We start from the raw sequence: 19,779 nt of genomic DNA on the forward strand, positions 1-19,779 counted from the left end.
GTAGGCTTAAAATTGTGCTATTTTCTGCGTAAACCTTCATTAAAATGTCTTTTAAGCCAAATTGCTTATAATTTATCCTATGATTTAATCTGTTTGTTAAAAACCATAATTTTTTAGATTGAATTTCTGCAATCTTCTGGACCACAAACAACTAATTTAAGATCTTCTTCTTGAAAATAATTGTTTGCAATGGTCTTAATTTTTGCAGCGTCAACCGTTTTTAATTCTCTTATAAAGTCCTGATAGTAAGAGTTATCTAATCCAAAAGGTAGGTTTCCTTTCAAACTTTCTGAAAGAGCAAACGGACTATCAAGATTACGAAGCATTTCACCAGAAATGTAATTTTTAACCAAATTCAATTCTTCATCTGATACCAATTCCTCTCTTAATCTTTTAATTTCTTTATAGATTTCATCAATTGCTGCTTTGCAAACATCACTTCCAACTTCGGTTACAATTACAAAGTGTCCTCCTTTTAAATGAGAGATGATTATGGAATTAATTCCATAAGTATATCCTTTGTCTTCACGGATGTTTTGCATCAAGCGTGAACCAAAATATCCTCCAAGAATTAAATTGAAAAGATGTAGTGTGGTATAATCTTTATGCGTTTTATTGAAAATAGGTCGACCAATACGAATGCAAGCCTGCACGGCATCATCCTTACATACAAAGCTTTTATTTTCCTTTGATAATTGGATCTCGTGTTTTGCATGAATCAAATTATCTTTTTTAGACCAAGCTTTCTTTCCAAATAGCTCTTCCAATTTGTTGATAACAGATTGATCTACTTTTCCTGCAATGATAATTTTACAGTTATCAGGAATGTAATGCGTTTTATAGAATTCTTTAACCGTATTGATATCTAATTTATCGAACTCTGATTCATCAAAAATATTCGAGTAAGGATGTTGTTTTCCATAGATTAGGCTACTGAACTCATCTTTTGCAAGCACATTTGTTTTTTGATGTTCAATTTGAAATCTCTGTTTCTTATTCAAAAGAATAGTTTCAAATTCCTTTTGTGGGAAAATGGAATCTTTAATAAGGTTTTCGGTTATTTCAAGGGTTTGAGATAGGTATTTATTCAAGGTGTACAAACAAACACTTGCATCGTGTTTGGCCGCAGAAAAACCAATGTATGCTCCATAAAAGTCGAACTTTTCTGCAATTTCAGCAGCATTGTACTTGCTGGTTCCCTCGTTAAGCATACTGTTGGCCATGCTTGCAACAAGAGGTGAGTTTTGATACCATATTCCAGCATCAAAAATGAATTCTATTTTTAATACATCCTGACTTCCTCCGTTAATTACATGAACCGGAATATCATTGCTCAGGGTATATCTTTTATCTCCAAGAATTTCTATACTATCAACAGTTTTAAACTCAGGAGCAGTATTTCTATATAATTTTTCCATTCCTATTTTTTTGCGTGATAATATAAAGTCGAACAATTCTCTTTTCTAAAAAGTTTTGCTGATGTGTTTAGTATATCATCAATGCTTACTTTACGATATTTCTCTACCTCGGTGTTGATATCATTCGCATCGCCAAGTAGTTCGTGTGTCGCAAGATTCATAGCTTTGTTTAAGTAGCTGATTTCGGAAAATACCAGGCTCGATTCAATCTTGTTTTTAACCTTTTGCAATTCGTAATCAGTAACCTTTTCTGTGGCAATCTTATTTAATTCTTCCCAAATAGCAGCTTCAGCTTCTTCAAAAGAAACTCCTTCGCTTAATTTGCCAGTTACCAGAAATAGTCCAGGTTCAAAATCACCAGTAAGATATGCATCAATAGAAGAGAACAAGTTTCTTTCTTTTATCAGTTTCTGGAAAATTCGTGATGATTGACCATTTGATAAAACATCTGAAACCAAATCGGTAGAGTAGAACTCATCATCGGTTCTTTTGCCCATGTGGAAAGCCATATAAATAGCATCGAATGGAACATTGCGTTCTAAATGTAAAGTTCTTAATTCAGTTTGTTCAGGTTCTTCAGGGAGATTTCGCTCAGCAATTTCCCGACGTTCAATTGGTCCGAACCATTTTTCTGCCAAGTGTTTTACATTCTCCGTTTCTACATTACCAGACACCACAAGTATTGCATTGTTTGGCGCATAGTGCTTAAAGAAAAATGCTTTGACTTCATCCAGTTGTACGGTTTCAATCTGCTCAATTGATTTTCCAATTGTTGACCATTGATATGGATGCTTTTTATATGCTAGCGGTCTTAAATGCAACCAAACATCACCGTAAGGTTGGTTAAAATATCTTTGTTTGAACTCCTCAATTACAACATTTCGTTGAACTTCCAGACTTTTCTCACTAAAAGCCAAACTCAACATTCTGTCAGATTCCAACCAAAACGCAGTTTCCAGATTGTCTTTTGGAACTGTAAGGTAATAGTTGGTTACATCGTTGCTTGTCCATGCGTTGTTGTCTCCGCCAACCAATTGCAAAGGCTCATCGTAATTGGGAATGTTTACAGATCCACCAAACATTAAATGCTCAAATAAATGAGCAAAACCTGTGCGTTCAGGATCTTCATCTTTTGAACCAATATTGTATAATAGGTTAACAGCAGCCATCGGAGTTGTTTCATCCCGATGAACAATGACTCTTAATCCATTTTCAAGTGTAAATTTATCGAATTCTATCATTTAGATATTGAATTTGGCTAAGCCAGTTAATGCTTCCTTGTATTCGGATTTTATCTCACTCACAATTTCTTCTACTGATTGGATTTTGGAAATCAAGGCCGAAACTTGTCCAATCTCCAGTTCTCCTTCTTCCAGGTTTCCTTCAAACATGCCTTTCTTAGCACGTCCTTTTCCTAAAAGCTCTCTCATTTCTTCCTGCGATGCACCTCTGCATTCAGCATCATTTACTTGCTCAAAGAATTGATTTTTAACCAAGCGGGTTGGAGCCAGCTTTTTCAAGGCCAATTTTGTTCCGCCTTCGCCCAGTTCAATTACTGATTTTTTAAAATCAATATGTGCTGAAGATTCTTCGGATACTGCAAAACGAGTTCCCATTTGTACTCCATCGGCGCCAAGAACCATTGCGGCCAACATGCTTTGTCCTGATCCAATTCCACCAGCCGCAATCACAGGAAGAGTCGTAGCTTTTCTAACCGAAGGGATTAGTGCCATTGTTGTTGTTTCCTCTCTGCCATTGTGCCCGCCAGCTTCAAATCCTTCAGCAACAATAGCATCAACTCCAGCATCTTCACATTTTTTAGCGAAGAATGCGCTTGATACGACATGAACAACTGTAATTCCATGCTCTTTTAAAAAAGGTGTCCATTTCTTAGGACTTCCGGCCGAGGTGAATACAATTTTCACATCTTCTTCAATGATAATGTTCATGATTTTATCCATTTCAGGATAAAGCAATGGAACATTAACACCAAATGGCTTAGAAGTGGCAGCTTTTGCTTTTTGAATGTGTTCTTTGAAAGTTTCCGGGTGCATCGATCCTGCTCCAATTAAACCAAGACCACCTGCATTACTTACTGCAGAAGCCAATTTCCAACCTGAACACCACACCATTCCTCCTTGCACAAGAGGAATTTCTATTCCAAAAAGAGATGTAATTCTATTTGTCATTATATTTTATTCTATTAGTATACAAGCAAAAAAGACACAAGAGCATTGTATTTTTCTTGTGCCTTATTAGATGATTTGTTTGATTGCAAATTTAGAAAAATTCTTGATAAGAATAAGATGTTGAAGTATGATTTTAAGCATACAAGTATTGGTAATGAAGCTTTTTATTCTCTTATTCTTTAGATTAATTATAGAATATTGCATTCTCATTAAATATTAGCTCGATTTGTGCAAAGGTTCTTGTTTCTTCCAATCAATATTACTTTTTTTATGCTGGAAAGCATTAATAGAGGATTAATCATTATCAATCAAGTGGTTTTGCTTGGTTTTATAAGTTTATCGAGTGAAGAAAAAATCATTATTAAGACGTTTTTTAGTTTGGCGCTTAAAGCATGTGAGCGATCGTCAATTTATCTCTTTTATGGCGGTGCTTATCGGCATAACATCGGGTATCGGTGCAGTAATTATTAAAAACTCGGTACACTTTATCAGTGAGCTGCTACAAAACAATTCATCAGATCAGTATCAGAACATCCTCTATGTAATTTATCCTACCATTGGTATTACAGTTGCTGTATTATTTATCAAGTTTGTGATTCGACGTCCCGTTCGACATGGAATACCAAATGTTCTATACAGCATTTCCAAGACCAATGGACAAATCAATCGCCACAATATGTTTTCCTCCATTGTTACATCCGCGTTTACGGTGGGATTTGGTGGATCGGTTGGATTGGAGGGGCCAACTGTTGCGACAGGTGCAGCTTTGGGATCGAATATTGGGAGATTGTTTCATCTTAACTACAAACAAATTACTCTGTTATTGGGGTGTGCCTGTACTGGTGCAATGGCCGCTATTTTTAAAGCTCCAATTGCTGCAATTGTATTTGCAATGGAAGTAATTATGCTTGACCTAACCATGTGGTCTTTGGTTCCGCTTTTACTTTCGTCAGCATCAGCTGTTGTAACTTCTTATTTCTTCTTGGGTATGGATGTTTTATATCCTTTCGATGTAGAGGAAGGTTTCGTTATGACAGATTTACCATATTACATTGCACTTGGTATTTTTACAGGATTGATAGCTACCTATTTCACCAAGTCGTACATGTTTATCAATTCAATTTTTGATAAGATAGAAAATACATACAAGAAATTGATTTTTGGTGCATTGGCATTAGGGGTAATTATTTTCTTCTTGCCCTCACTGTATGGGGAAGGGTATCACGCAATAAATGCATGTCTTTCCGGTGATTATTCATATCTCTACAACAACTCATTTTTTTATGCTTTGCAGGATAATTTCTGGGTGTTTGTTGCTTTAATGGCAATGGTCATATTCTTTAAAGTAATTGCCGCATCAATCACCTTTGGAGCTGGCGGAGTGGGAGGTATTTTTGCTCCAACTTTGTTTATGGGTGTAAATTCCGGAGTTCTGTTCGCAAAAGTTGTGGGTTATTTTGGTTTAAGAGATTTGCCAGTAAATAACTTTGCCTTGATAGGAATGGCAGGAATGATCGCTGGTGTTTTGCATGCTCCATTAACAGGTCTATTCTTGATTGCAGATATTTCGGGAGGTTATCAACTGTTTGTTCCCTTAATGATTACGGCTACTATTTCCTATGCAACCGTTAAAACTTTTGAGTCTCATTCGGTTTATACCATTCAGCTTGCAAAACGAAAAGAATTAATGACTCATGATAAGGATAAGAATGTTCTTTCGCTTATGCGTGTTACCAAGTTGATTGAGAAGAATTTTAACACCGTTGATTCGGAAGCAACACTTGGAGATTTGGTTAAAATTATTGCAAAAGCTCAGCGTAATATTTTTATCGTAATTGATGATGAAAACAATTTTCAGGGAATTGTAAAACTGGATGATATTCGTGAAATCATGTTCCAGCCAGAAAAATATGATAGTGTTTTTGTTCGTGATTTAATGGTGGTGCCGCAAGTAGTAATTCAGCACGATGAATCGATGGCTGATGTTGCCAGAAAATATCAATATTCCGATAAGTTTAATTTGGTTGTGTTAAAAGATGGAAAGTATTGTGGATGTGTTTCACGTGCTCAAATTTTTTCAACTTATCGTAGGATGTTGAAACATTTCTCAGAGGATTAATGTACACTTAATTTAAATATCAATTTATATCGGTTTTAAAAGCAAACGTTTTCTTAATTGTAGAAAGAAAGTTCTATTGAAAAAATCTTGCAAAAAGAGTTCTTTGTTTCCAATTATCTATTACTTTTGCACTCAATTTTTGAGGGATGTTTACATGACAGTAGGTTCTAAATGTTCCAAAATCAGCAAAATACATAAACTCCAACTAACCGCTTGGTAGTTTTATGTAATTTATCCTAAGGCCGCCTGACTTCTGCAGCCATCCGACCTTTTTAATTTATGTATGTGGAATAGAAAACTTGATTCGGAGCAATGAAGAATAAAAGTTTGCTTTCTCGATTTTTAATTTGGAGAGTAAAAAACATAAAAGAACGACAGTTCGTTTTAATTTTGAGTTTTTTGGTTGGAGTGGTAAGTGGTTTGGCTGCACTGGTACTCAAAAATACAATACATTTTACACACCATTTTCTAACTCACCGATTGCATGTTGAGTCTGCCAACTTGTTGTATTTGGCATATCCTGCTGTAGGTATATTTTTAACTGTACTGTTCGTAAAATTCTTTGTTAAGGATAATATTGGTCATGGGGTGTCAAGAATCTTATATGCCATATCAAAAAAGAACTCACTAATAAAATCTCATAACAGCTATTCTTCGGTACTTGCGAGTACTTTAACCATTGGTTTTGGTGGATCCGTGGGAGCAGAGGCTCCAGTAGTGTTAACTGGCGCATCAATTGGTTCGAATCTAGGAAGAATGTTCCACATGAACCAAAAAATTATTACCCTAATGGTAGGTTGTGGAGCAGCAGGAGCAATTGGGGGAATCTTTAAAGCGCCAATGGCCGGAATGGTATTCACCTTGGAAGTTTTGATGTTGGATTTGACCATGGCTTCCTTAATTCCACTATTGATTTCATCAATTACAGGTGCTAGTATAGCTTATTTCTTTATGGGGAAAGGCGTTTTGCTTTCCTATCATGTAGCAGAGCCATTTGTAATAGGTAACTTTCCCTATTACATTCTTTTGGGTGTATTTGCTGGGCTTGTTTCGCTTTACTTCACTCGATTTTCAATGTATTTGGAAGGTCAGTTTGATAAAATTACCAACTGTTATCGAAAAATGATGGTTGGTGGAGTTTTATTGGGTATTCTGATCTTTTTATTTCCTCCTTTGTACGGCGAAGGTTATACTACGATCCAGGCTTTGTTGGATGGAAATCATACCCATTTGGTAAACAACAGTATCTTCTATTTTTTAAAAGATAACTATTGGTTGTTGTTGGGATATGTTGTGTTGATTCTAGGATTTAAAGTGATTGCATCAACAGTTACCACAGGCAGTGGTGGTGTTGGAGGTATATTTGCACCTTCGTTGTTTCTTGGTGGAGTTTCAGGATTTTTTGTGGCCCGATTCATTAACGGTTTCAATTTTATCAAATTATCAGAAAGTAATTTTACTTTAATTGGAATGGCAGGAATGATGGCTGGTGTTATGCATGCTCCGTTAACAGCTATATTCCTTATTGTTGAAATTACCGGAGGATACGAATTGTTCATCCCAATCATGGTTACGGCAACAATTGCTTACTTGACCATTATGTATTTTGAACCCCATTCCATTTATACCAAACGTTTGGCCAGAAGAGGGGAATTGATTACTCACAATAAGGATAAAGCTGTTCTTACTTTGATGAAATTGGGCAAGGTGATCGAGACAGATTTGAAAAAAGTAAGTCCTGATGCCACGTTAGGGGAGTTGGTGAAAATTATTTCGCACTCGCAGAGAAATATTTTTCCCGTGGTAGATGAGGATGATAAACTATTGGGAATTGTTCTTTTGGATGATATCCGACACATCATGTTTAATCCAGAGATGTACGATGAAACGTATGTAAGAAATTTAATGATAATGCCGCCTGCAATTTTAGATGCCAATGCTCCAATGGAAAAAGTGATGAGGAGATTTGAAGAAACAGGAGCTTGGAATCTGCCGGTTACGCAGGATGAAAAATATTTGGGATTTGTATCCAAAGCCAAAATCTTCAATGTTTACCGAAGGGTTTTGGTACACTTTTCAGATGAATAATAGTTTTATTTTAGATTAGTTTAGGTTAGATAAAAGCTTGCTCAGTTATGAGTGAGCTTTTTTCTTGATTTTGAGGCTTGGAATTTGAAAAATGGATTTTAATAATATTTACATTTGCAGCAATAAACTATTAATCATGAACAACAAACATTATAAAACCATCGATCCTGAAATCTGGAAAGGAAGGATAGATGATGAGGAGGATTACGATGCTTTTCGTTGGCATCAAATAGTAAAGCCAATTGATTTACTAGATTCACAAACAAAGACTTTAAATGGCTTTGGTTTATTGGGTTTTTGTTGCGATAAAGGTGTTCAACGAAATTTGGGACGTAAAGGAACATCAAAAGCACCCAACAGTATTCGAAAAGAAATGACAAATCTGCCGTGTTCTTTTCCAAAAGGCACCAATATATACGATTGTGGAAATATTGTAAGCAATGGAGTAAAGCTTGAAGAAGTACAAAATATACTATCCGAGGCAGTCTATAAAATGCTAAAAATGGGACTGTTTCCATTAATTTTAGGTGGAGGACATGAAATAGCATATGGTCATTATTTAGGAATTGAAAGATATTTGGCAGAGCAAGAAAATCAGGAGTTAGGAATATTTAATTTGGATGCTCATTTCGATATGCGTCCTTATCAAAAAGGTGCAAGTTCGGGAACCATGTTTGCACAAATTGCTGATCGATGTAAAGAGAATGAAAAAGATTTTCGTTATATGGTTGCTGGTATCCAACAATATGGCAATACGGTTAGTTTGTTTAAAAAAGCCGATGATTTAGGGGTAAAATACCTAATGGCCAAAGATATTTCCAGCGACAGTATGTTTGCAGTAGGGCAGGATATTGTTCGATTTACCAAGAAGCAAAAAAAGATTTACATGACTCTTTGTTCGGATGTAATATCATCGGCCTATGCACCAGGTGTAAGTGCACCACAACCTTTTGGATTACATCCCGAAATTATTGTGAAACTGATTAAAACCGTTATTCAATCAGGAAAGGTAATTAGTTTCGATATTGCCGAAGTTTCTCCACGTTTCGATGAGGACAACCGTACTTCGAAATTGGCTGCGATTATCATTTTTGCAGTCATCAACTCGGTAGTCGAGTTTGGTTCTGCTTCGGATTGTACTTGTTAGATAAACATATATAGCCTGGCTGAAATGCCAGGCTTTTTTGTATTCGTGAATAGTTACTTTTTTCTTAAAAATCTCCTATGAGGTTTTTCCTAATTAACACCTCATTTTCTTTGAATGCCTATTTTTAGAGGGATCTTGGATTATTTTTCTCTAGCCAGACTCTCGCCGAGCAAAAAGTTGATCATCTGGCTCGCCCCAGAGGGTCAAAAAATCAAAAATTGACCTCCTAAATTGCGCCAGAGGTTCGCCAAGCAATTTTTTAAGCTTCAAAATTGCGCCAGCACATGGCTGAGAAAAAAATTAACCTGCTGGCTTGCCGCAGGCGATCTATTTTCAGAAAATTGATGTCCTGAATTGCGCCAGAGGGTGAATTTTCAATTTTTTGATAGGCTGGCGCAAGAAAAATACTCTTCCAACAATTACGAGTTAGAATCTTGTCTCAAATTTAGTACAGTCTGTTTTCATATTCAGACTGCTTGTAAACAACTACACTAGCTATTTGTTTTTCATTCATCCGTTTAAAATTTTCTTGCATTTGTATGATGGGAGGCTCAAGATCAAAATAATCAATTGCGTATGGGTTTAATAATTATTTTAATCATGCTCGTTTCATCATCAAATTCGTTAAATTAGGAGATACAACCCAATTTAATACCGATTATTAATATAGTAAGAGTCATTATGTGTGCTTAGCTTCAACTGGACTAACTAATTATATATCGGCATTTCAATTTAATATCTCAATGATTCGCCAATGGCTCACATTGAAATTTAAATGGTATAACCCTATGGCAAGAACAACCCGTTGGCGACGATTTTTAATCTGGAGATTAAAACATATCAACAATCAAAACTTCATGTTAATATTAAGTGTTTTTGTCGGAGTAGCCTCTGGCATGACTGCTTTAGTATTAAAAACAGCTGTATACCGTGGAAGAGAGTTTTTATTGGAAGGTATCGACTGGACCTACCAAAATTACCTCTTTTTCCTTTATCCTATGATTGGTGTTGGACTCACCTTAATTTTCAAAAAGTATATCATTCGCGATTTCATAAAACACAACATCACATCATTGTTGCATGCCATATCCATGCGCAATAGCATCGTAAAGCTTCACAAAACCTATTCTTCAGTCATTGGGTCTATTATAACTGCAGGTTTTGGAGGAAGTATCGGTCTGGAGTCGCCCATCATTTCGTCGGGAGCGGCCATTGGTTCCAATATGGCCCGCAACTTTCACCTGAATTACAAGGAGATTACTGTGATGCTGGCTTGTGGAGCTTCGGGTGCCATTGCAGCTATTTTTAATACGCCCATTGCTGCCATTGTGTTTGCTTTGGAGGTTTTGCTCATCGATTTGTCGCGTTTTTCTCTCATTCCTTTGTTGATGGCATCGGTGAGTGGGGCTATAACTACCAAGCTGTTTTTAGATGAGGATATCTTAATTGAGTTTGCCATTACTCATCCATTTGAGTCTAGCGATATTCCTTTTTTTATTCTGCTGGGGATACTTTCCGGTTTGATATCGGTTTATTTTACCCGTGTATATCTATGGATCGAAAATAAATTTGAGAATATCAAAAAGCTAAGGAATCGCATGCTTATTGGAGGATTCATTCTGGGGGTACTTATTTTTTATTTTCCAGCTTTGTATGGTGAGGGATACAATATGGTAAAAGCACTGATAGGTGGTCGTTTGGATGAGGTATTTCAATCCAGCCTATTCGAGAATTACACTCATGTTTGGTATATGGTTGTTATATTTATTGGAGGTATGGTATTTCTGAAAGTAGTAGCAACATCCATTACTTTGGGAGCAGGAGGAATAGGTGGAATTTTTGCCCCATCGGCTTTTACGGGGGCTATGCTGGGATTCTTGTTTGTATACATTTACAATCACTTTAATTTGGGACCTCCCCTGGCTGAAAGTAATTTTACCCTTGTTGGTATGGCCAGTGTATTGGGTGGCGTGTTGCATGCTCCTTTAACAGGAATTTTCCTGATTGCCGAGATTACCAGTGGTTACGAGTTGATTGTGCCTTTGATGTTGTCAACGACCATTTCGTTTATAACAGTAAAAAGCTTGCAAAAAGAATCGATTGTTACAACTCAATTGGTAAAAAGAGGAGAGTTGATTACCCACAACAAGGATAGGGCAGTGCTTACTTTTATGCAGCTATCGAAAGTAATAGAGAAGGATTTGAAAAGTATAAACGAGGATGCTACACTGGAGGATTTAATTCAGGTGATATCAAAATCGAAAAGGAATATATATCCGGTGCTAACCGAAGAGGGCTATTTAATTGGTGTTGTGTTATTGGATGATGTACGAGAAATCATGTTTGATAAAGAGATGTATGATACACCAATAAGCAATGTAATGATCATGCCACCGGCTTCCATTTCTTACAAAGATCCGATGGAAGTGGTTTTAAAGAAATTTACAGAAACAGGAGCGTGGAATTTACCTGTAATTGATGATGGTAAGTATATTGGTTTTGTGTCCAAGTCGAAATTATTTTCAGCTTATCGTCAGCATTTGGTTAAGATTACGTCAGATTAGTAACATATAAAAAAACCTGACAATGTGAATTGCCAGGCTGTGTTTGAAAGGTATTAATAAATATGGATAGCAATTCAGATTACAGATCTATAGTCTGGTTTTGCATACCATTGTGTTTGCGATATATTGAATCTCTTTTCTGATAATATTTTCGTCTTTGTTCCAGGAAATCATTTCTTAATGAGTCCAGTTCTTGTTGCATTTTACTATTGTATTCTTGTCTGAATTGTCTTCTACTTTTCATTATTTCTTCCCACTCTTTAAGAAAGTCTTTTTGACTGGAATCCCTTTGGTGAAAATTTCTTCGAAACATTGTAGAATCTAAAAAGTTATTGTCAAAGAAATCATCATTGAAAAAATCATCCGAAAAGAAAGGATGTCTGTTGTTTTTTTGTCTTAAGCTATCCGGACCAAAAAAGCGACTCAATTGTTCCTGCATTCTTTTGTGCATTCTACTCATGTCCATTCTGTTTAAAAATGCTGAGTCGTTTTGAAACTGGTGTGTACTATCCGATGACCAGAAATAAACATAGGTAGAATCATAACGAATTAGGTTTCCATCTTTGTCGTATTCTTTGTTTACTTTAATGTCTTTTTTAGGTAAGTTTTTGCTTTCGGTGTTTTGCCCAAAAGAAGTAAAAGTAAGCAGCAAAATACCTGTTAAAAATAAAATTTTGTTTATGCTTTTCATGATAACGAGGACTAATGGTTTTGCCCAATAAAATTACAAAACATCTGTATTTGCTGTGAGTTAAAATATTTTAAAAAGTATTAAAAAAAGCTGTCTCAATTGAGACAGCTTCTGTAGATTATTTGAATTTAAAAGATCTATTTCATGTGTTTTAAATTGACTGCATACATGATAATAAATATAGCCGAAATTGCTGCCCCAATCATTGTATTAAAAAATGTGGCATCAAAATCAATTAGACCAAGAGGAACTAATAGCCAGAATACATTTGCAAAAGTATAAAGATAGAAACCGTTTTTCTTTAATTTGAACATCATGAATACACCTAGTAAACTAAGAATGGCAAACAAGCAATTAGCACCTGTAATCATTTCTAGGTTTTTAGACATAGCTTCTAGTTGAACCAGCCCTTTTTCCGTATTTTCATAGATGAAACCAGAATCCATACCTGCATCTTCCAATTGCTCTAAAGTTTCGGTAAGTTGTTTCACCTGCTTTGGATAAGAGGTATCGAAAGTCACGTACTGATATAGTGGATATAAAAGTCCGAAGCCACCGCTACCAATAAACGATAGAATACACAGTACGGTTAAGAAAGTTGGTCTTTTTTTAGGCAATTCAATAGTTGTTACATTTTCTTCCATAATTAAATAGGTTTTGTAGGATGAGTAATATTATTTAGTTCATTTTTTTCAGGTTAATTGCATACAGAGCAATAAAAAGAATGGTAAAAACACTTGAGAATAAAATACCGATGTTTACAAATAAATTGAAACCAATAAAAATTGCAGGAACAAATAAGAGTAATACTTGAGCAATTGCATAAACATAGAAACCTGCTTTTTTCAATTGAAACATTAGGATTGCTCCCGTTAAACTAACAGCATACAATAAGAATTGTGTCAAAGAAATTTCAAAAATGTGTTCAATTGCTTTTTGTCCAATTTCCAAAGCTCGTTCTAAAAATTGCCTTGCAGGTTCCTCTTGAACTTCTTCTAGAGCCATTTCGAAAAACTCAGGACCTAAAAAGTTTTTTATGGGCGACATTATCATCCCCATAAGGTTATTGATAACACCAAATCCGCTACCGATAAAAGTAAGTATACATAAAACAGTTAACAGTCCGGGTCTTTGTTTAGGATTGGTTTCAACAATTTCCATTTCAGTTTTATTTATGAGTTATGGTATAAATTTTCACAATGATAAATTTACGATAAAGTTGATTAGTATAAAAAATATAATCCTGTTATTAGATTTTATACCTTTCTTCCTTGTTGAGTATGTGCTTTTGCATGATATGTGAGAACAATGCTATGATTGATAAAATTTTATCATTGTTTTTGTTGTATGTTCTAGAAATGTTCGTTGACAAGTTAAATAAGCACAAAATAATTTTTTTAATATCCCGATTTGTCTAATTTTGAACCTGCACTTTAAGGAGAGGATAAATGATATGAATCTTGCGGTGCATCATCTTTTCAAGGGGGAAGAAAGTTCAGTAAATATGGGTTTTTTACCCTTTAAACACTAACAAAACATTAAATTAATCCGATTTAATCGGGGAAAAGACAAACAACAATGGAAAGAGATAGACAAATTTTCGACCTAATTGATCAGGAATACCTACGTCAGAAAAATGGTATCGAGTTGATTGCTTCTGAAAACTTTGTGAGCCAGCAAGTAATGGACGCAATGGGATCGTGCCTTACTAACAAATACGCTGAAGGTTATCCAGGAAAGCGTTACTATGGTGGTTGTCAGATTGTAGATCAAACTGAACAATTGGCTATCGACAGAGCATGTGAGCTTTTCGGTGCTGAGTATGCTAACGTTCAACCTCACTCAGGTGCACAAGCTAATGCTGCTGTATTTTATGCATGTATGAAACCAGGTGATACATTTCTAGGTTTAGATTTGGCTCACGGTGGTCACTTATCTCATGGTTCTCCTGTAAACTTGTCAGGTAACCTATACAATCCAATTGCTTACCACGTGAAAGAAGAAACCGGAATGGTTGATTACGACGAGGTAGAAAAATTGGCTTTAGAGCACAATCCTAAAATGATTGTTGCTGGTGCTTCTGCTTACTCTCGCGATTGGGATTTCCCACGTTTACGTGAAATCGCAGATAAAGTAGGTGCTATTTTGATGGCTGATATTGCTCACCCAGCAGGTTTAATTGCTAAGGGATTATTGAGCAACCCAGTTCCTCACTGTCACGTTGTAACTACTACAACTCACAAAACTCTTCGTGGACCTCGCGGTGGTTTGATTTTGGTAGGAAAAGATTTCCCAAATCCATTTGGAGCTAAAACTCCTAAAGGAGAAACTAAAATGATGTCTGCTGTATTGGATTTCGCAGTATTCCCTGGACAGCAAGGTGGTCCTTTAGAGCACGTAATTGCTGCTAAGGCTGTTGCTTTCGGTGAGGCTTTAACTGATTCTTACAAAGAGTATGCTATCCAAATGCAGAAGAATGCTAAGGTGATGGCTGAAGAATTTGTAAATCTAGGTTACAAGGTTATTTCTGATGGTACAGATAACCACTCTATGTTGATCGACCTTCGTTCTAAGTTCCCTGAAATTACAGGTAAGAAAGTTGAAAATGTATTGGTACAAGCTGATATCACTATTAACAAGAACATGGTTCCATTCGATTCACGTTCTCCTTTCTCAACTTCAGGTTTGCGTGTTGGTACTCCAGCAATCACAACTCGTGGTTTGAAAGAGGAAGATATGCCAGTAATCGTTCAGATGATTGATGAGGTAATCTCTAACATCGACAACGAAGAGGTAATTGCTTCAGTACGTACTCGTGTTAACGAAATGATGTGCGAGCGTCCAATGTTTGCTTGGTAAGAAGATTATACCAAAATATATGTGAAAGGGGAGAACTAAGGTTCTTCCCTTTTTTTGTGGTCAACAGATATTAGTTGTGGAATGCAGTCAGGAGGAGCAAATAGAGTTAAAAGAAATCTTTATTTAATTATCCATGATTTTTTCATTTTGTTATAGAGCATATCTAATCTCAATAATTCTCTGTAGTTTAGCGCAAAATCTTTTGTTATGGAATGGTATTATTATTTGTTAATTGTATTGGTAGGCGTATTTTCAGGATTTTTAAATACTTTGGCTGGTAGCGGATCGATTATTAGTTTGGCCATGTTGATGTTTATGGGATTACCAGCAAATATTGCCAATGGTACGAATAGAATTGCCATTTTGATGCAGAATATTGTAGGAGTAAGTAGTTTCAAGAAACAGAAGGTATTTACTTTTAAAGAGGGAATATGGTTGGCAATGCCCGCAATTATAGGTTCGGTAATAGGAGCCAGTTTAGCCGTTGAAATCAATGAAGAAATGATGGAGAAAACCATTGGTGGCTTATTGGTATTTCTCTTTTTTATTGTACTCTATAAACCTGATGCTTGGGTAAAAGGTCAGGCGGGATTGGTTCGTTCTAAACCCAGCATATGGCAAATTGTAATCTTCTTTTTTATTGGATTGTATGGTGGATTTATTCAAGCAGGAGTAGGATTTTTCCTATTGGCGGGTTTGGTATTGGGAGCTGGTTTCGATTTGGTTAAGGCCAATGCCATTAAGGTATTCATCGTTCTTCTTTATACCCCATTTGCCATAGGTGTGTTTATTATGAATGGTCAAATCGATTATAAGATTGGTTTTATTCTTGCCGCAGGTAATATGATCGGAGCCTATATAGCAGCTAATTTTGCGGTAAGCTGGGGAGCTAAATTTGTCCGATATATTTTATTAGGGGTAATTGTATTTGCTTCCCTTAAGTTTCTTGGTGTTTACGAAATGATTGGATTGTTTTAACTGTTGTCAGAACGCAGTCCATTAGAACTGCTAATTCAATTGGAAATGATAAGTTATGGTTCCTTTCTGATATGCAGGAGCGCTGCTATCTGAATTAAACTTGGCTTTCAATGCAGCTTTTCTGGCGGCCTCAAAAAGTGTTGAATTGCTGGTAGTCGAACCAGGCATTCCTGGGCGTGCATTAACAACTTTCCCATTCTTGTCAACAGTTATCTCTACAACAACTTTTCCGCCCTCTTGAAGGTTATATTGAGGTTTAGGTATCGATAGGGAATTACGTCCTTGTAAATCGTAAGAAACACCTTTACTTCCCAGGCCAGTTCCACTGTAATTGTCAGAGTTTGGCGAACCGGTTGGTTTTCCCTGATTCCCACTTCCAGTACTTACACCTTGAGATGAGTTGGATGAAGTGCCTTGTCCAAAAACATTTTTAGCTCTATTGTTTATTGCATCAATTTTTGCCTGACGTTCTGCAGCTTCACGTTTTTTCCTTTCAATTTCTTCGAGGCGTTTTCTTTCCGCTTCGGCTTCTTGTTGTTTTCGAATTTCTTCCTGCCTTTTATTCTCGGCTTCTATTTTAGCCAATCTATCTCTTTCGGCTTTTGCCTTTCTTGCTTTTTCGTCAGCTGCTTTTTTCTTTGCAATTTCTTCAGCAGATGGCAACTCCGGAGCATCTTCGGTATTTTGAGTCAACACTTTTTCTTGAACAGAGCTTGACTCTGGTTCTGTTTTGGCAGGTGCTGATTTAGGTACTGAAACAGGATTGGCAACGGCAACTTTTTTCTGAGCTTTTGAAGGTGCAGGAGCTATTCTTCCTACACCTTGGTTTGAGTTTCCAAAATTCACGAGAATCCCTTCTTCTTCAGGAAGTGGTAGGGGAGTGCGAAACCCCAGAAAATACAATAACACGATTAATCCAATGTGGAAAAATAGTGTACCAGCAAATCCTATTCTCTTATTTTTGGATTCTTCCATAATCTACTTTGCTCTTGTTGCCAATATCAATTTATATTTGTTGTCCTTGGCGATATTCATCACTTTAACAACCTGTTCCATTGGAACCGATTTATCCACGTGAAGTGATATTGTTGGATCTTCTTCTCTCGCCAGTTTTCTTTGCAATTTTTGTTCCAATTGTGAGAATGGAACAGGAGTGGTTTCAATGTAAAAATTGAAACTCTTATCGATAGAAACCGTTGTTATTGGTTTAGCTGCAGTTTGGTTACTGCTTTTTGGCAACAGCAATTTCAATGCATTCGGACTAATAAGAGTAGATGTTACCATGAAGAAAATCAGTAACAAAAACACAATATCAGTCATGGAAGACATACTGAAAGCTGCACTTACTTTATTTCTTGTTTTTAGAGCCATACTTTCTTACTTGATTGGTTCATTCAACAAATCCATGAATTCGGTAGTTGTAGCTTCCATATTGAAAACTACTTTTTCAACTTTGGCCACCAAAATATTGTAGGCGAAGTAGGCAATAATACCAACTGTAAGACCCGCAACAGTAGTTACCATTGCTTGGTAAATACCGCTCGATAACAAACCAACATCAATATTATTTCCTGCATTTGACATGTCGTAAAATGCTTGAATCATACCCATAACGGTTCCAAGGAATCCAATCATAGGTGCTGCACCAGCTACAGTGGCTAGTGTAGGTAGGTTTTTTTCTAATTTTGATACTTCTAGGTTACCAATATTCTCGATTGCAGCATTTACATCGTTTAGCGGACGACCAATACGTTTAATTCCTTTCGAAATCATTCGAGATACAGGAGTATCTTTAGACTGACATAAAGCCAAAGCAGAATCTATCTTGCCTTCATGAATGTAATCGCGAATGCGGTTCATAAAGTTTGCATCTTCTTTTGTCGCTTTACGAATAGCAAAATATCTTTCTAAAAAAATGTACATCGCAATTACCGAAAGAGCAAAAATTGGAATCATGATCCAGCCTCCCTTAAAGGCTAAATCAACAAAATTTAGAGTTAGTTCTGTTGCTTCAGCTCCTTGTCCTTCTATAGGCAATTCATTTTGAGCCATTTCCTGTACACCTGCAATAAGCGATAGATAATTCATATACAATTTTTTCTAGTTTGATCTAATACATAAAAAAACGAGATATAATAAGGAATATTATATCTCGCTAAATTAATATTATTGATTTTATTCCCCTATAGAAATTAAGGGAAATTGTATTTTATTCTAATGCAATAGTACCGCTTGTAAATAGTAAACTCCAGCACCAGCTAAATAACCAATAAGTGCAAGAAGAGAAATTTTCTTTAAGTACCAGATAAAATCGATTTTTTCCATACCCATTGCAGCAACACCAGCAGCTGAACCAATAATCAACATAGATCCACCTGTACCAGCACAATAAGCAAGAAATTCCCAGAATAAACCGTCTTGAACGAAGTTTGAAGCATAACCAACAGCTTCTGCACCCTCGATAGGATACATACCCATTGCAGCAGCAACCAAAGGTACATTATCAACAATTGAAGAAAGCACACCAATAATTAGGTTGATGATATAAATATCGTGTACGTTATCATCCAGCCATGATGCTAAAATATCAAGGTGACCAGCAGATTGTAAACTTGCAACAGCCGATAGAATACCTAAGAAGAATAATACTGTTGGAACATCAACTTTTTTCAGAATACCGGTTACATTTAAACGGCTCTTGAATTCCTGATCCTTGTCCTTGTGCATAATTTCAGTTACTACCCACATTACACCTAAACCGAATAGCATGCCTAAATAAGGAGGCAAGTGAGTTACTGTTTTAAATACAGGAACAAATAGTAGTGATGCAACACCCAAGCAAAGAATGGATACTCTTTCCTTATAGGTTGTATATTCCTGGTCTTCACCATTAGTAAGTTGAGGACGTGTAACATTTCCTTTCATATAGGTACTTACAATAATCAATGGAACAATCATTGTAAATAAACTTGGTAAAATCACTCGAGTGATGATATTGATTGTTGTAACCTGACCACCAATCCAAAGCATAATGGTAGTTACATCACCAATAGGAGACCAAGCACCACCAGCATTTGCAGCCAATACAACCATTGATGCAAAGAACCAACGATCTTTTTGGTCGTCAATTAATTTACGGATTAGAGCTACAATAACAATTGTAGTAGTAAGGTTATCCAAAGCAGCAGACATGAAGAAAGTTAAAATACTTAATACCCAAAGTAATTTTACCTTGTTAGTAGTTTTAATCTTGTCAGTGATGATTTTGAACCCTTGGTGTTGGTCTACGATTTCAACAATAGTCATCGCTCCCAAAAGGAAGAATAGAATTGTAGAAATTTCGGATAGATGATGAAGTACTTCATGATGAGTTATGAAGTCTAGCATACCATGGGCATTATCCGTTCCGGGATTATGCGCTACGTATTCATTCCAGGCTCTACTTACTCCAGTAGAGAGGATGTCAACTCCGCCAAATACGTAAATAGTCCAAGTCAACACTCCGATTAAAAGAGCAGATGCTGCTTTGTCAATTTTTAGTGGATGTTCAAGGGCAATTGCTGTATAGCCAAGAACAAATACCACAACCATTAATGCAAACATAATAATTGATTATTTTAGGGATTTAAATTTTTTTAGATACTTAAACTGCTAATATACTAATATTTGTTTTTCAAAATCAGTTAGCAATTAAAGAAAAAAATCGAGAATTATTAATGCTGCGAA

The 19,779-nt window shown here is 36.1% G+C and carries 16 protein-coding genes; 6 read left to right on the forward strand and 10 right to left on the reverse strand.

The genetic code is table 11. The features are described 5' to 3' along the window. Positions 1-113: 113 nt before the first annotated feature. From JCM15579_RS01460 to JCM15579_RS01470, 3 genes are read right to left on the reverse strand one after another with little or no spacing between them, the layout of a single operon-like run. Complete coding sequence (locus JCM15579_RS01460; RefSeq protein ID WP_054714684.1) at positions 114-1,418, reverse strand: M16 family metallopeptidase; 1,305 nt, start codon at positions 1,416-1,418, stop codon at positions 114-116. A 2-nt stretch (positions 1,419-1,420) separates the two neighbouring features. Further along, the gene (locus tag JCM15579_RS01465) at positions 1,421-2,659 is read right to left on the reverse strand and encodes a M16 family metallopeptidase (protein WP_054714687.1); all 1,239 of its coding nucleotides are present in this window, start codon (positions 2,657-2,659) and stop codon (positions 1,421-1,423) included. Then, complete coding sequence (locus JCM15579_RS01470) at positions 2,660-3,607, reverse strand: NAD(P)H-dependent flavin oxidoreductase (protein WP_054714690.1); 948 nt, start codon at positions 3,605-3,607, stop codon at positions 2,660-2,662. A gap of 343 nt (positions 3,608-3,950) precedes the next feature. Here JCM15579_RS01470 and JCM15579_RS01475 point away from each other — a divergent pair, with 343 nt between their 5' ends. The 4 genes from JCM15579_RS01475 (at position 3,951) to JCM15579_RS01490 (ending at position 11,525) form a co-directional block, all read left to right on the forward strand. Then, positions 3,951-5,726 carry a chloride channel protein gene (locus JCM15579_RS01475; protein ID WP_054714693.1) on the forward strand — a complete coding sequence of 592 codons (1,776 nt, stop codon included), beginning with the start codon at positions 3,951-3,953 and terminating at the stop codon, positions 5,724-5,726. A 312-nt stretch (positions 5,727-6,038) separates the two neighbouring features. After that, positions 6,039-7,814, forward strand: a complete 1,776-nt coding sequence (locus JCM15579_RS01480) for a chloride channel protein (protein WP_054714696.1) — start codon at positions 6,039-6,041, stop codon at positions 7,812-7,814. A gap of 136 nt (positions 7,815-7,950) precedes the next feature. Further along, the gene (gene hutG, locus JCM15579_RS01485) at positions 7,951-8,961 is read left to right on the forward strand and encodes a formimidoylglutamase (protein ID WP_054714941.1); all 1,011 of its coding nucleotides are present in this window, start codon (positions 7,951-7,953) and stop codon (positions 8,959-8,961) included. A 788-nt stretch (positions 8,962-9,749) separates the two neighbouring features. Continuing rightward, positions 9,750-11,525, forward strand: coding sequence for a chloride channel protein (locus JCM15579_RS01490; protein WP_172677341.1), 1,776 nt, complete (start codon positions 9,750-9,752; stop codon positions 11,523-11,525). Between the two features lie 79 nt (positions 11,526-11,604). On the opposite strand, the gene JCM15579_RS01495 is transcribed toward JCM15579_RS01490, so the two are convergent. From JCM15579_RS01495 to JCM15579_RS01505, 3 genes are all read right to left on the reverse strand, one after another. After that, positions 11,605-12,216, reverse strand: a complete 612-nt coding sequence (locus JCM15579_RS01495) for a hypothetical protein (RefSeq protein WP_054714702.1) — start codon at positions 12,214-12,216, stop codon at positions 11,605-11,607. Between the two features lie 137 nt (positions 12,217-12,353). Continuing rightward, entirely contained in the window at positions 12,354-12,860 is a 507-nt protein-coding gene (locus tag JCM15579_RS01500) for a hypothetical protein (protein ID WP_054714705.1), read from the reverse strand. A 34-nt stretch (positions 12,861-12,894) separates the two neighbouring features. Next, positions 12,895-13,377, reverse strand: a complete 483-nt coding sequence (locus tag JCM15579_RS01505) for a hypothetical protein (RefSeq protein WP_054714708.1) — start codon at positions 13,375-13,377, stop codon at positions 12,895-12,897. Between the two features lie 417 nt (positions 13,378-13,794). On the opposite strand from JCM15579_RS01505, the gene glyA reads away from it, so the two are divergent. Both glyA and JCM15579_RS01515 read left to right on the forward strand, forming a co-directional pair. After that, on the forward strand, positions 13,795-15,075 hold the full coding sequence (gene glyA, locus JCM15579_RS01510) for a serine hydroxymethyltransferase (protein ID WP_054714711.1): 1,281 nt from the start codon (positions 13,795-13,797) through the stop codon (positions 15,073-15,075). 207 nt (positions 15,076-15,282) lie between these two features. After that, positions 15,283-16,053: a sulfite exporter TauE/SafE family protein gene (locus JCM15579_RS01515; protein ID WP_054714714.1), complete on the forward strand. Its 771-nt coding sequence runs from the start codon at positions 15,283-15,285 to the stop codon at positions 16,051-16,053. A 30-nt stretch (positions 16,054-16,083) separates the two neighbouring features. On the opposite strand, the gene JCM15579_RS01520 is transcribed toward JCM15579_RS01515, so the two are convergent. The 4 genes from JCM15579_RS01520 to nhaD all read right to left on the reverse strand — a co-directional run bounded on the left by JCM15579_RS01520 (position 16,084) and on the right by nhaD (position 19,656). Then, positions 16,084-17,028, reverse strand: a complete 945-nt coding sequence (locus JCM15579_RS01520; protein ID WP_054714716.1) for a cell envelope integrity TolA family protein — start codon at positions 17,026-17,028, stop codon at positions 16,084-16,086. Positions 17,029-17,031: 3 nt separating this feature from the next. Continuing rightward, positions 17,032-17,424, reverse strand: coding sequence for an ExbD/TolR family protein (locus tag JCM15579_RS01525; protein WP_054714719.1), 393 nt, complete (start codon positions 17,422-17,424; stop codon positions 17,032-17,034). A 6-nt stretch (positions 17,425-17,430) separates the two neighbouring features. Continuing rightward, positions 17,431-18,141 (reverse strand): MotA/TolQ/ExbB proton channel family protein, encoded by a 711-nt coding sequence (locus JCM15579_RS01530; RefSeq protein ID WP_054714723.1) that lies wholly within the window; start codon positions 18,139-18,141, stop codon positions 17,431-17,433. Positions 18,142-18,267: 126 nt separating this feature from the next. Beyond that, positions 18,268-19,656 carry a sodium:proton antiporter NhaD gene (gene nhaD / locus JCM15579_RS01535; RefSeq protein ID WP_054714726.1) on the reverse strand — a complete coding sequence of 463 codons (1,389 nt, stop codon included), beginning with the start codon at positions 19,654-19,656 and terminating at the stop codon, positions 18,268-18,270. Positions 19,657-19,779: the final 123 nt, after the last annotated feature.

The sequence above is a fragment of the Marinifilum fragile JCM 15579 genome (assembly GCF_001310955.1).
In the GTDB taxonomy this organism is placed as follows: domain Bacteria; phylum Bacteroidota; class Bacteroidia; order Bacteroidales; family Marinifilaceae; genus Marinifilum; species Marinifilum fragile.